Source organism: Enterobacter cloacae complex sp. SHL018 (genome assembly GCF_049237905.1).
GTDB lineage: Bacteria > Pseudomonadota > Gammaproteobacteria > Enterobacterales > Enterobacteriaceae > Enterobacter > Enterobacter hormaechei_C.
In genome coordinates this window covers 197,215-209,374 of sequence record NZ_JBMKJE010000003.1, presented here as the reverse complement: position 1 = coordinate 209,374, position 12,160 = coordinate 197,215, and the positions used below count along the sequence as shown (strand labels likewise).

Here is a 12,160-nt window from a genome sequence, read left to right as displayed (position 1 = left end):
CACCGGGGTGAAATTAAAAAATTTTTTATCCTTCCCCCTTGATGGATGCTGTTGTGACCCCATCTTGTAAGCAACCGCAGTGTGTGGACCTGAAAAAAATCAAATCTGGGCAGTTGAAAAAGCACGTTCTGCCCTTATTACAGGTACACAACCACATGTTGACTGAATTTTTAGTGGAGACGTTTAGATGGGTAAAATTATTGGTATCGACCTGGGTACTACCAACTCTTGTGTAGCGATTATGGATGGCACTACTGCACGTGTGCTGGAGAACGCCGAGGGCGATCGCACCACGCCTTCTATCATTGCTTATACCCAGGATGGTGAAACTCTGGTTGGTCAGCCGGCTAAACGTCAGGCCGTGACAAACCCGCAAAACACCCTGTTTGCGATCAAACGCCTGATTGGCCGCCGCTTCCAGGACGAAGAAGTTCAGCGTGACGTTTCCATCATGCCTTACAAAATCATCGCAGCCGATAACGGCGATGCATGGCTTGATGTGAAAGGCACCAAAACGGCACCTCCGCAGATCTCTGCTGAAGTGCTGAAGAAAATGAAGAAAACCGCGGAAGATTACCTGGGTGAGCCGGTAACTGAAGCTGTTATCACCGTACCTGCTTACTTCAACGATGCTCAGCGTCAGGCAACCAAAGATGCTGGCCGTATCGCAGGTCTGGAAGTAAAACGTATCATCAACGAACCAACCGCAGCAGCACTGGCTTACGGTCTGGATAAAGAAGTTGGCAACCGTACTATCGCGGTTTACGACCTGGGTGGTGGTACCTTCGATATCTCTATTATCGAAATCGACGACGTTGACGGCGAAAAAACCTTCGAAGTTCTGGCAACCAATGGTGATACCCACCTGGGTGGTGAAGACTTCGATACCCGTCTGATCAACTACCTCGTTGACGAGTTCAAGAAAGATCAGGGCATTGACCTGCGTAACGACCCGCTGGCCATGCAGCGACTGAAAGAAGCCGCTGAGAAAGCGAAGATCGAGCTGTCTTCCGCTCAGCAGACCGACGTGAACCTGCCGTACATCACCGCAGACGCGACCGGTCCAAAACACATGAACATCAAAGTGACCCGTGCGAAACTGGAAAGCCTGGTAGAAGACCTGGTGAACCGTTCTATCGAGCCACTGAAAGTTGCATTGCAGGACGCTGGCCTGTCCGTGTCTGACATTCAGGACGTTATCCTGGTAGGTGGTCAGACTCGTATGCCAATGGTTCAGAAGAAAGTGGCTGAATTCTTTGGTAAAGAGCCACGTAAAGACGTGAACCCGGACGAAGCGGTTGCTATCGGTGCTGCGGTTCAGGGTGGTGTTCTGACGGGTGAAGTAAAAGACGTACTGCTGCTGGACGTTACCCCGCTGTCTCTGGGTATCGAAACCATGGGTGGCGTGATGACTCCGCTCATCAACAAAAACACCACTATCCCGACGAAACACAGCCAGGTGTTCTCTACCGCTGAAGACAACCAGTCTGCGGTAACCATCCATGTGATTCAGGGTGAGCGTAAGCGCGCGGCGGATAACAAATCTCTGGGTCAGTTCAACCTGGACGGTATTAACCCGGCACCACGCGGCATGCCACAGATCGAAGTCACCTTCGACATCGATGCTGACGGTATCCTGCATGTGTCTGCGAAAGACAAAAATAGCGGTAAAGAGCAGAAGATTACCATCAAGGCATCTTCTGGCCTGAACGAAGCGGAAATCGAAAAAATGGTTCGTGATGCCGAAGCTAACGCGGAATCCGACCGTAAGTTCGAAGAGCTGGTTCAGACCCGTAACCAGGGTGACCATCTGCTGCACAGCACCCGTAAGCAGGTTGAAGAAGCGGGCGATAAACTGCCAGCGGAAGACAAAACTGCGATCGAAACTGCACTGAGCGCGCTGGAAACGTCTCTGAAAGGCGAAGACAAAGCGGACATCGAAGCGAAGATGCAGGAGCTGGCACAGGTTTCTCAGAAGCTGATGGAAATCGCTCAGCAGCAGCACGCACAGCAGCAGGCGGGCGCTGATGCTTCCCAGAACAACGCGAAAGACGACGATGTTGTCGACGCTGAGTTCGAAGAAGTGAAAGACAAAAAATAATCGCCCTGATGCAGGGTAAGTAATCGGCACGGGCGTAGGAGAATTCTCCACGCCCGTGCTCGCATGTTAAGGGGCTTAAAAAAACCAATGGCAAAGCAAGACTATTACGAGATTTTAGGCGTTCCGAAAACTGCGGAAGAGCGTGAAATCAAAAAGGCGTATAAGCGCCTGGCCATGAAATTCCACCCTGACCGTAATCAGGGTGACAAAGAGGCTGAAGCCAAATTTAAAGAGATTAAAGAAGCCTACGAAGTCCTGACCGATGCACAAAAACGTGCGGCCTATGATCAGTACGGTCACGCGGCCTTTGAACAGGGCGGCATGGGCGGCGGTGGATTTGGTGGCGGCGGCTTCGGCGGCGGCGCTGATTTCAGCGATATCTTTGGTGATGTATTTGGCGATATCTTCGGCGGCGGACGTGGTCGTCAGCGCGCGGCGCGCGGCGCAGACCTGCGCTACAACATGGAGCTGACGCTTGAAGAAGCGGTTCGCGGCGTCACCAAAGAGATCCGTATTCCGACGCTGGAAGAGTGTGACGTTTGCCACGGCAGCGGCGCGAAAGCGGGGACTCAGCCACAGACCTGCCCAACCTGTCACGGTTCCGGTCAGGTGCAGATGCGCCAGGGCTTCTTCGCGGTGCAGCAGGCCTGTCCGCACTGTCATGGTCGCGGTACGCTGATTAAAGATCCGTGCACCAAATGCCACGGTCACGGTCGCGTGGAGAAAACCAAAACGCTGTCCGTTAAGATCCCGGCAGGCGTGGATACGGGCGACCGCATCCGTCTGGCAGGTGAGGGTGAAGCCGGCGAGCACGGCGCACCGGCAGGCGATCTGTACGTTCAGGTTCAGGTGAAGCAGCACGCCATCTTCGAGCGTGAAGGTAACAACCTGTACTGTGAAGTGCCGATCAACTTTGCGATGGCGGCGCTGGGTGGCGAAATCGAAGTGCCGACGCTGGACGGTCGCGTTAACCTGAAAATCCCCGGCGAAACCCAGACCGGGAAGCTGTTCCGCATGCGCGGCAAAGGCGTTAAATCCGTTCGCGGTGGCGCGCAGGGTGACCTGTTATGCCGCGTGGTCGTGGAAACGCCGGTCGGCCTGAACGATAAGCAGAAACAGCTGCTGAAAGAGCTTCAGGAGAGTTTTGGTGGCCCGACGGGTGAGAAAAACAGTCCGCGCTCCAAAAGCTTCTTCGATGGCGTCAAAAAATTCTTCGACGATTTAACCCGCTAACCCGCTAGCTGGTTACTATCCTTTAAAGCCCGGAAGCAATTCCGGGCTTTTTGTTTATAGCGTTATTCCTCGGTTAAACTGAATATATACCCAATATTAATCTGTTTTTACCGATCTGTTTGCGCTGATATTATGGTTTTAACGAGGTATTGTTGTAAAAGAGAGTTTAAACGTGAAATTACTACACCGTTTCTTTAGCAGTGAGGCATCCGGCGGCGTCATCCTGATTATTGCTGCTGCGGCCGCTATGCTGCTCGCCAATATGGGCATGACGCGCGATCTCTATCACGCATTTCTGGAAACGCCCGTCGAGCTGAAAGTCGGGGCGCTGGAAATTAACAAGAACATGCTGCTGTGGATCAACGATGCGCTGATGGCGGTGTTCTTCCTGCTGGTGGGTCTGGAGGTTAAACGTGAGCTGGTGATCGGTTCGCTTGCCAGCCGTCAGCGCGCGGCGTTTCCGGTGATCGCGGCGATTGGCGGGATGATCGTTCCGGCGTTGCTCTTTCTCGCGTTTGCGTGGCAGGATCCGGTTGCGCGTGACGGCTGGGCGATCCCGGCTGCAACGGATATCGCGTTTGCGCTCGGGGTCTTAGCCTTGCTCGGTAGCCGCGTCCCGGTAGCACTGAAAATTTTCCTGATGGCGCTGGCGATTATCGATGATCTGGGCGCTATCGTGATTATCGCGCTGTTCTACACCAGCGATCTGTCGGTTCTGTCGCTGAGCGTGGCGGCCGTGGCTATTGTGGTGCTGGCCTTGCTGAACGTCTTCAACGTCCGACGTACGGGTATTTATATTCTGGTGGGCATGGTGCTGTGGACGGCGGTGCTGAAGTCTGGCGTGCATGCCACGCTGGCGGGCGTCATCGTTGGCTTCTTTATTCCGCTGAAGGAGCAGGACGGCAAATCGCCAGCCAGACAGCTGGAGCATGTGCTTCATCCGTGGGTGGGCTTTATGATCCTGCCGCTGTTTGCGTTTGCCAACGCGGGAGTTTCCCTGGCCGGGGTTACTCTGGACGGACTCACCTCCGTGCTGCCGCTGGGTATCATCGCCGGTCTGTTTATCGGTAAGCCGCTGGGTATCAGCCTGTTCTGCTGGCTGGCGCTGAAGCTGAAGCTGGCGTCATTGCCAAACGGGACCACCTTTAGCCAGATTATGGCCGTCGGCGTGCTGTGCGGTATTGGATTCACCATGTCGATCTTTATCTCGACGCTGGCGTTTGGCGCAAACGCGCCTGAGCTTATCGTCTGGGCAAAACTCGGCATTCTCATCGGGTCATTACTGGCCGCAGTCATTGGTTATACCTTGTTGAAGGTGAAATTGTCCGGACAGGCTGTCCAGGCATAACAGGAAACCGGGAGAAGGGAAGCCTTCTCCCGATAAACTATCAGGGAGTGAAAACGTGATGTCTCATTTGAACTATAACCATCTCTATTACTTCTGGCATGTCTACAAGCAGGGCTCGGTCGTGGGTGCCGCAGAGGCGCTCTACCTGACGCCACAGACTATCACCGGGCAAATCAAAGCCCTGGAAGAGCGCTTGCAGGGAAAGCTTTTTAAGCGGAAAGGGCGTGGCATTGAGCCGAGCGAGCTGGGTGAACTGGTATTCCGCTATGCGGACAAGATGTTCACCCTGAGCCAGGAGATGCTGGATATCGTCAACTACCGCAAAGAGTCTAACCTGCTTTTTGACGTGGGGGTGGCGGATGCGCTGTCCAAACGGCTGGTGAGTGGCGTGCTGGATGCGGCGGTGGTGGAAGATGAACAGATCCATTTACGCTGCTTTGAGTCCACTCACGAGATGCTGCTGGAACAGCTGAGCCAGCATAAGCTGGATATGATTATTTCGGATTGCCCTATCGATTCCACGCAGCAGGAAGGCTTGTTCTCGGTGAAAATTGGCGAATGCGGCGTCAGTTTCTGGTGCATCAATCCGCCACCGGAAAAACCGTTTCCTGCCTGCCTGGAAGAGCGCCGCTTGCTGGTGCCGGGTCGGAGGTCCATGCTCGGACGGAAGCTGCTGAACTGGTTTAACTCGCAGGGGCTGAACGTAGAAATTCTCGGTGAGTTCGACGATGCGGCGCTGATGAAAGCCTTTGGCGAAGCGCATAACGCTATCTTCGTTGCTCCGACGCTGTACGCGCACGATCTCTATTCAGACGACAAAATAACCGAGATCGGCAGGGTGGATAACGTGATGGAAGAGTATCACGCCATATTCGCCGAAAGGATGATTCAGCACCCGGCGGTGCAGCGAATCTGCAATCGCGACTATTCGGCGCTTTTTACGCCGCCGGCAATCTGAAGACATAAAAAAACCCGCGTTAAGCGGGTTCTTTCAAACAAGCAACAACAAGTGGCGATTAAGCCAGTTTGTTGATCTGCGCGGTCAGGTTTGCTTTATGACGCGCTGCTTTGTTTTTGTGGATCAGACCTTTAGCAGCCTGACGATCCACGATTGGTTGCATTTCGTTAAATGCGTTCTGCGCTGCAGCTTTGTCGCCAGCTTCGATAGCTGCGTATACTTTCTTGATGAAAGTACGCATCATAGAGCGACGGCTTGCATTGTGCTTACGAGCCTTTTCAGACTGAACGGCACGTTTCTTAGCTGATTTGATATTAGCCAAGGTCCAACTCCCAAATATGATCTATGTGGACAATTCAAAGGCCGAGGAATATGCCCTCTATACCTTCTTTTGTCAATGGATTTGTGCAAATAAGCGCCGTTAATGTGGCGACGCTACGTTACGTAGTGATGGCGCAGGATTCTACCAGCTTGTCGTTCGTGAATACAGCTTTTCGGCGTAAAAATCGCAGTTCGCGGGCAGATTTTTTTGCTGCGAAAGGTCAGCGTGATGAAATCATACGGCTTTCTGTTTAGCGTGAACAATCGCCGGTTAACCTTAACCGTTGTACAAGGTATACTTTGGCGATTTTCACTGTTTTGAGCCAGTCATGAAGCTGATACGCGGCATACATAATCTCAGTCAAGCCCCGCACGGGTGCGTGCTGACCATTGGTAATTTCGACGGCGTGCATCGTGGGCATCAGGCGCTGTTGCAGGGATTGCGTAAAGAAGGCGAGGCGCGAGGCCTGCCCGTCGTGGTGATGATTTTCGAGCCTCAGCCGCTGGAGCTGTTTGCAGGCGAGAAATCCCCCGCGCGGCTGACGCGTCTGCGTGAGAAGTTACGCTACCTGGCGGAGTCAGGGGTGGACTACGTCCTGTGCGTAAGGTTCGACCGTCGTTTTGCCGCGCTGACCGCACAAAATTTTGTCAGCGACCTGTTGGTCAGGCAGCTTGGCGTGCAGTTTCTCGCCGTGGGCGATGATTTCCGCTTTGGCGCTGGTCGTCAGGGCGATTTCTTGTTATTACAGAAGGCTGGCCTGGAGTACGGGTTTGACGTCACCAGCACGATGACCTTCTGTGAGGGCGGCGTGCGCGTCAGCAGCACGGCGGTACGTCAGGCGCTGGCGAACGATGAACTGGACACGGCAGAAACGCTGCTGGGTCACCCGTTCACAATTTCAGGTCGCGTGGTCCATGGCGATGCGCTGGGCCGCACGATAGGTTTCCCGACGGCGAATATACCGCTGCGTCGTCAGGTCTCCCCGGTTAAAGGGGTCTATGCGGTGGAAGTGGCAGGACTGGGCGAGAAGCCTTTCTACGGCGTCGCCAACATTGGCACACGTCCAACGGTTGCCGGTGTGCGTCAACAGTTAGAAGTACACCTGCTGGACGTTGTAATGGACCTCTACGGTCGCCATATAGATGTGATACTGCGTAAAAAAATACGCAATGAACAGCGATTCGCTTCGCTGGATGAACTTAAAGCGCAAATCGCGCGAGATGAATTAACGGCCCGCGAGTTTTTTGGGCTTTAGAACCGGCTTAACTGCCTACGTGATAAATACGGAACCGAGAATCTGATGAGTGACTATAAATCAACCCTGAATTTGCCGGAAACAGGGTTCCCGATGCGCGGCGATCTCGCCAAGCGTGAACCGGGAATGCTGGCGCGTTGGACCGATGATGACCTGTACGGCATCATTCGTGCAGCCAAAAAAGGCAAAAAAACCTTCATTCTGCATGATGGCCCTCCATATGCGAATGGCAGCATTCATATTGGTCACTCTGTAAACAAGATTCTGAAAGACATTATCGTGAAGTCCAAAGGACTCGCGGGATATGACTCGCCTTACGTTCCGGGCTGGGACTGCCATGGTCTGCCAATCGAGCTGAAAGTTGAGCAAGAGTACGGTAAGCCGGGTGAGAAGTTCACCGCCGCAGAATTCCGCGCGAAATGCCGCGAATACGCTGCCACCCAGGTTGACGGTCAGCGCGCTGACTTCATCCGTCTGGGCGTGCTGGGTGACTGGTCGCATCCGTACCTGACCATGGACTTCAAAACCGAAGCCAACATCATCCGAGCGCTGGGTAAAATCATCGGCAACGGTCACCTGCACAAAGGCGCGAAGCCGGTGCACTGGTGCGTCGACTGCCGCTCTGCGCTGGCAGAAGCGGAAGTGGAGTATTACGACAAAACCTCGCCTTCTATCGACGTGGCCTTCGAAGCGGTCGATCAGGATGCGATCAAAGCTAAATTTGGTCTGCCTGGTGTAAGCGGCCCGATCTCTCTGGTGATCTGGACCACCACCCCGTGGACGCTGCCTGCTAACCGCGCGATCTCCCTTTCTGGCGAGTTTGAGTATGCGCTGGTGCAGATTGATGGCCGTGCGGTTATCCTGGCGAAAGACCTGGTCGAAAGCGTGCTGAAACGCGCGAACATCACCGATTACACCGTGCTGGGCACCGTAAAAGGCGACGCGCTGGAACTGATGCGCTTCAAACACCCGTTCCTTGACTTCGACGTTCCGGCGATTCTGGGCGACCACGTCACGCTGGACGCGGGTACCGGTGCGGTGCATACCGCCGGTGGCCACGGTCCTGACGACTACAACATCAGCCTGAAATATGGTCTGGAAATCGCTAACCCGGTTGGTCCGGACGGCTCTTACCTGCCAGGCACGTACCCGGCGCTGGACGGCATCAACGTCTTTAAAGCTAACGACATCATCGTTGACATGCTGCGCACCAGCGGCGCGCTGCTGCACGTTGAGAAAATGCAGCACAGCTATCCGTGCTGCTGGCGTCACAAGACCCCGATCATCTTCCGTGCAACCCCGCAGTGGTTTATCAGCATGGACCAGAAAGGCCTGCGCGCGCAGTCTCTGAAAGAGATCAAAGGCGTGCAGTGGATCCCTGACTGGGGCCAGGCGCGAATCGAATCCATGGTGGCTAACCGTCCTGACTGGTGTATCTCCCGTCAGCGCACCTGGGGCGTGCCGATGTCTCTGTTCGTACATAAAGAGACGCAGGAGCTGCACCCGAACACGCTGGAACTGATGGAAGAAGTGGCGAAGCGCGTCGAAGTTGACGGCATTCAGGCGTGGTGGGATCTCGACGCCCGCGACATCCTGGGCGCTGACGCAGACAGCTACGAGAAAGTGCCGGATACCCTGGACGTGTGGTTCGACTCCGGGTCTACCCACTCCTCCGTGGTTGACGTGCGTCCGGAGTTTGCTGGTCACGCTGCCGATATGTATCTGGAAGGGTCTGACCAACACCGCGGCTGGTTCATGTCATCGCTGATGATCTCCACCGCCATGAAGGGTAAAGCACCTTACCGCCAGGTATTGACCCACGGCTTCACCGTGGATGGTCAGGGCCGTAAGATGTCCAAATCTATCGGTAACACCGTTTCTCCGCAGGACGTGATGAACAAACTGGGCGCGGACATTCTGCGTCTGTGGGTGGCCTCTACCGACTACACCGGCGAAATGGCGGTCTCTGATGAGATCCTGAAACGTGCTGCTGACAGCTATCGTCGTATTCGTAACACCGCGCGCTTCCTGCTGGCGAACCTGAACGGGTTCGATCCGGTGAAAGACATGGTGAAGCCGGAAGAGATGGTTGTGCTCGATCGCTGGGCGGTAGGCTGCGCGAAAGCGGCGCAGGAAGATATTCTTAAAGCCTATGAGTCTTACGACTTCCACGAAGTGGTGCAGCGCCTGATGCGCTTCTGCTCCATCGAGATGGGCTCGTTCTACCTCGACATCATCAAAGACCGCCAGTACACCGCGAAAGCGGACAGCGTGGCGCGTCGTAGCTGCCAGACTGCGCTGTTCCACATCGCAGAGGCGCTGGTACGCTGGATGGCGCCGATCATGTCCTTCACCGCGGATGAAATCTGGGGTTACCTGCCGGGCGAACGCGAGAAGTATGTCTTCACCGGCGAGTGGTACGAAGGTCTGTTCGACCTCTCCAGCACTGAAGCAATGAACGATGCCTACTGGGACGAGCTGCTGAAAGTGCGTGGCGAAGTGAATAAGGTTATCGAGCAGGCGCGCGCTGACAAGAAAGTCGGTGGTTCGCTGGAAGCGACCGTGACCCTGTACGCCGAACCGGAGCTGGCGGCCAAACTGACCGCGCTGGGCGATGAATTACGATTTGTCCTGTTGACCTCCGGTGCGAAAGTTGCGGATTATGCCGAAGCTACTGCTGATGCTCAGCAGAGTGAACTGCTCAAAGGACTGAAGGTCGCACTGAGCAAAGCCGACGGTGAAAAATGCCCGCGTTGCTGGCATTACACCACTGATGTCGGTCAGGTGGCGGAACACGCAGACATCTGCGGACGCTGTGTAAGCAACGTCGCCGGTGACGGCGAAAAACGTAAGTTTGCCTGATGAGTAAAACTCTCTGTTCAACAGGACTGCGCTGGCTGTGGCTGGTGGTGGTGGTGCTGATTATTGATTTGGGCAGCAAGTTCCTGATCCTCCAGAATTTCGCTCTGGGGGATACGGTCCCGCTGTTTCCGTCGCTTAACCTGCACTATGCCCGCAACTATGGTGCGGCGTTTAGTTTCCTTGCCGACAGCGGTGGCTGGCAGCGCTGGTTCTTCGCGGGTATCGCTATCGGTATCTGCGTCGTGCTGGCGGTGCTGATGTACCGCTCAAAGGCCACGCAAAAGCTGAATAATATCGCCTACGCGCTGATCATTGGCGGCGCGCTGGGTAACCTGTTTGACCGCCTGTGGCACGGCTTTGTGGTCGATATGATCGACTTCTACGTTGGCGACTGGCACTTCGCGACCTTTAACCTCGCCGATAGCGCAATATGCGTTGGTGCGGCGTTAATCGTGCTGGAAGGCTTCTTGCCTAAACCGGCCGCGAAAGAGCAGGCGTAACAAAACCAGCCGGGTGACGCGTAGCGATCCCGGCCTACAGAATTTGTGGCCCCCGTAGGCCCGGTAAGCGTAGCGCCACCGGGCAACAGGTGACCCAAAACAAGCGAGCAATTTGCATGTCTAAATCCGTACAGAGCAACAGCGCGGTTCTCGTTCATTTCACGCTGAAGCTGGATGACGGCTCCACGGCCGAATCCACCCGCAACAATGGCAAACCAGCGCTGTTTCGTCTGGGTGACACCTCCCTGTCTGAAGGCCTTGAGCAGCAGCTTCTGGGTCTGAAAGAGGGCGAGAAAAAAGCGTTTTCGCTGGAGCCGGATGCGGCATTTGGCGTGCCAAGCCCGGACCTGATCCAGTATTTCTCGCGTCGTGAGTTTATGGATGCGGGTGAACCAGAAATCGGGGCGATTATGCTCTTTACCGCTATGGACGGCAGCGAAATGCCTGGCGTGATCCGAGAAATCAACGGCGATTCTATCACCGTCGATTTCAACCATCCGCTTGCCGGGCGTACCGTTCATTTTGATGTCGAAGTGCTGGAGATCGATCCGGCACTGGAGGAGTAAAATGCAGATCCTGTTGGCTAACCCGCGCGGCTTCTGCGCCGGTGTAGACCGCGCTATCAGCATTGTTGAAAACGCGCTGGAGATTTACGGCGCGCCGATTTACGTGCGTCACGAAGTGGTGCACAACCGTTACGTGGTCGACAGCCTGCGCGAGCGCGGTGCGATTTTTATCGAGCAGATCAGCGAAGTGCCGGACGGCGCAATCCTCATCTTCTCCGCGCACGGCGTCTCTCAGGCGGTACGCAACGAGGCGAAAAGCCGCGATCTGACCGTATTCGATGCCACCTGTCCGTTAGTGACAAAAGTGCATATGGAAGTGGCGCGCGCCAGCCGTCGTGGTGAAGAGTCAATTCTGATTGGTCACGCCGGTCACCCGGAAGTTGAAGGCACCATGGGCCAGTACAGCAACCCGGAAGGGGGCATGTACCTGGTCGAATCACCGGAAGATGTCTTTACGCTGGACGTGAAAAACGAAGCCCGTCTGTCGTTTATGACCCAGACGACGCTTTCCGTAGACGACACCTCAGACGTGATTGACGCCCTGCGCCAGCGCTTCCCGAAAATCGTCGGGCCGCGCAAAGATGATATCTGCTATGCAACCACCAACCGTCAGGAAGCCGTACGCGCCCTGGCTGAACAGGCGGATGTGGTGCTGGTGGTCGGCTCGAAAAACTCCTCTAACTCCAACCGACTGGCCGAACTGGCGCAGCGTATGGGGAAAGCAGCTTTTCTGATCGACGACGCAACGGACATTCAGGAAGCGTGGGTGAAAAACGCGGCCTGCGTCGGTGTTACCGCAGGCGCTTCAGCGCCGGATATCCTGGTGCAAAACGTCATTGCCCGCCTGCAAGAGCTGGGCGGTGGCGAAGCGGTGCCGCTGGAAGGCCGTGAAGAGAACATTGTCTTCGAAGTGCCGAAAGAGCTGCGAATCGACGCCCGCGAAGTGGAATAATGTCCTCTCAATCTTCAAAATGCCGGTGGCGAAAGCCTCCGGCATTTTTGTTTCTGGTTAACT

10 protein-coding genes and 1 pseudogene are annotated in these 12,160 nt (G+C 55.2%); 10 read left to right on the top strand and 1 reads right to left on the bottom strand.

Annotated features, from left to right (window positions below; translation table 11 throughout):
• Nucleotides 1-187 precede the first annotated feature (187 nt).
• The 4 genes from dnaK (at nt 188) to nhaR (ending at nt 5,640) form a co-directional block, all read left to right on the top strand.
• Nucleotides 188-2,101 (top strand): molecular chaperone DnaK, encoded by a 1,914-nt coding sequence (dnaK, locus tag ACOTY5_RS14105; protein ID WP_006810169.1) that lies wholly within the window; start codon nt 188-190, stop codon nt 2,099-2,101.
• Between the two features lie 87 nt (nt 2,102-2,188).
• Nucleotides 2,189-3,334 carry a molecular chaperone DnaJ gene (gene dnaJ, locus ACOTY5_RS14100; RefSeq protein WP_014830600.1) on the top strand — a complete coding sequence of 382 codons (1,146 nt, stop codon included), beginning with the start codon at nt 2,189-2,191 and terminating at the stop codon, nt 3,332-3,334.
• A 172-nt stretch (nt 3,335-3,506) separates the two neighbouring features.
• A complete protein-coding gene (gene nhaA / locus ACOTY5_RS14095; protein ID WP_017383817.1) occupies nt 3,507-4,682 on the top strand; it encodes a Na+/H+ antiporter NhaA in 1,176 nt (391 codons plus the stop codon).
• 58 nt (nt 4,683-4,740) lie between these two features.
• Nucleotides 4,741-5,640: a transcriptional activator NhaR gene (nhaR, locus tag ACOTY5_RS14090; RefSeq protein ID WP_003856462.1), complete on the top strand. Its 900-nt coding sequence runs from the start codon at nt 4,741-4,743 to the stop codon at nt 5,638-5,640.
• A 58-nt stretch (nt 5,641-5,698) separates the two neighbouring features.
• On the opposite strand, the gene rpsT is transcribed toward nhaR, so the two are convergent.
• On the bottom strand, nt 5,699-5,962 hold the full coding sequence (gene rpsT / locus ACOTY5_RS14085) for a 30S ribosomal protein S20 (RefSeq protein ID WP_003856458.1): 264 nt from the start codon (nt 5,960-5,962) through the stop codon (nt 5,699-5,701).
• Nucleotides 5,963-6,077: 115 nt separating this feature from the next.
• Between rpsT and ACOTY5_RS14080 the strand changes: the two are divergent.
• The 6 genes and pseudogenes from ACOTY5_RS14080 to ispH all read left to right on the top strand — a co-directional run.
• Nucleotides 6,078-6,283 (top strand): annotated as a pseudogene (locus tag ACOTY5_RS14080) (DUF2575 domain-containing protein); the annotation flags it as partial.
• Between the two features lie 7 nt (nt 6,284-6,290).
• Entirely contained in the window at nt 6,291-7,217 is a 927-nt protein-coding gene (ribF, locus tag ACOTY5_RS14075; RefSeq protein WP_003856456.1) for a bifunctional riboflavin kinase/FAD synthetase, read from the top strand.
• 45 nt (nt 7,218-7,262) lie between these two features.
• Nucleotides 7,263-10,079, top strand: a complete 2,817-nt coding sequence (gene ileS / locus ACOTY5_RS14070; protein WP_017383815.1) for an isoleucine--tRNA ligase — start codon at nt 7,263-7,265, stop codon at nt 10,077-10,079.
• The gene (lspA, locus tag ACOTY5_RS14065) at nt 10,079-10,579 is read left to right on the top strand and encodes a signal peptidase II (RefSeq protein WP_003856452.1); all 501 of its coding nucleotides are present in this window, start codon (nt 10,079-10,081) and stop codon (nt 10,577-10,579) included. Before ileS ends, lspA begins: the two co-directional genes overlap by 1 nt.
• Nucleotides 10,580-10,695: 116 nt before the next feature.
• Nucleotides 10,696-11,145, top strand: a complete 450-nt coding sequence (gene fkpB, locus ACOTY5_RS14060) for an FKBP-type peptidyl-prolyl cis-trans isomerase (protein WP_015572634.1) — start codon at nt 10,696-10,698, stop codon at nt 11,143-11,145.
• Nucleotide 11,146: 1 nt separating this feature from the next.
• Entirely contained in the window at nt 11,147-12,097 is a 951-nt protein-coding gene (gene ispH / locus ACOTY5_RS14055) for a 4-hydroxy-3-methylbut-2-enyl diphosphate reductase (protein WP_017383814.1), read from the top strand.
• The last annotated feature ends 63 nt before the right edge of the window (nt 12,098-12,160 follow it).

What these genes read in the sequence shown, in the direction of transcription:
- dnaK (WP_006810169.1), top strand. Translation starts at nt 188, where the DNA reads ATGGGTAAAATTATTGGTATCGACCTGGGTACTACCAACTCTTGTGTA.
- dnaJ (WP_014830600.1), top strand. Translation starts at nt 2,189, where the DNA reads ATGGCAAAGCAAGACTATTACGAGATTTTAGGCGTTCCGAAAACTGCG.
- nhaR (WP_003856462.1), top strand. Translation starts at nt 4,741, where the DNA reads ATGTCTCATTTGAACTATAACCATCTCTATTACTTCTGGCATGTCTAC.
- ribF (WP_003856456.1), top strand. Translation starts at nt 6,291, where the DNA reads ATGAAGCTGATACGCGGCATACATAATCTCAGTCAAGCCCCGCACGGG.
- ileS (WP_017383815.1), top strand. Translation starts at nt 7,263, where the DNA reads ATGAGTGACTATAAATCAACCCTGAATTTGCCGGAAACAGGGTTCCCG.
- lspA (WP_003856452.1), top strand. Translation starts at nt 10,079, where the DNA reads ATGAGTAAAACTCTCTGTTCAACAGGACTGCGCTGGCTGTGGCTGGTG.
- fkpB (WP_015572634.1), top strand. Translation starts at nt 10,696, where the DNA reads ATGTCTAAATCCGTACAGAGCAACAGCGCGGTTCTCGTTCATTTCACG.
- ispH (WP_017383814.1), top strand. Translation starts at nt 11,147, where the DNA reads ATGCAGATCCTGTTGGCTAACCCGCGCGGCTTCTGCGCCGGTGTAGAC.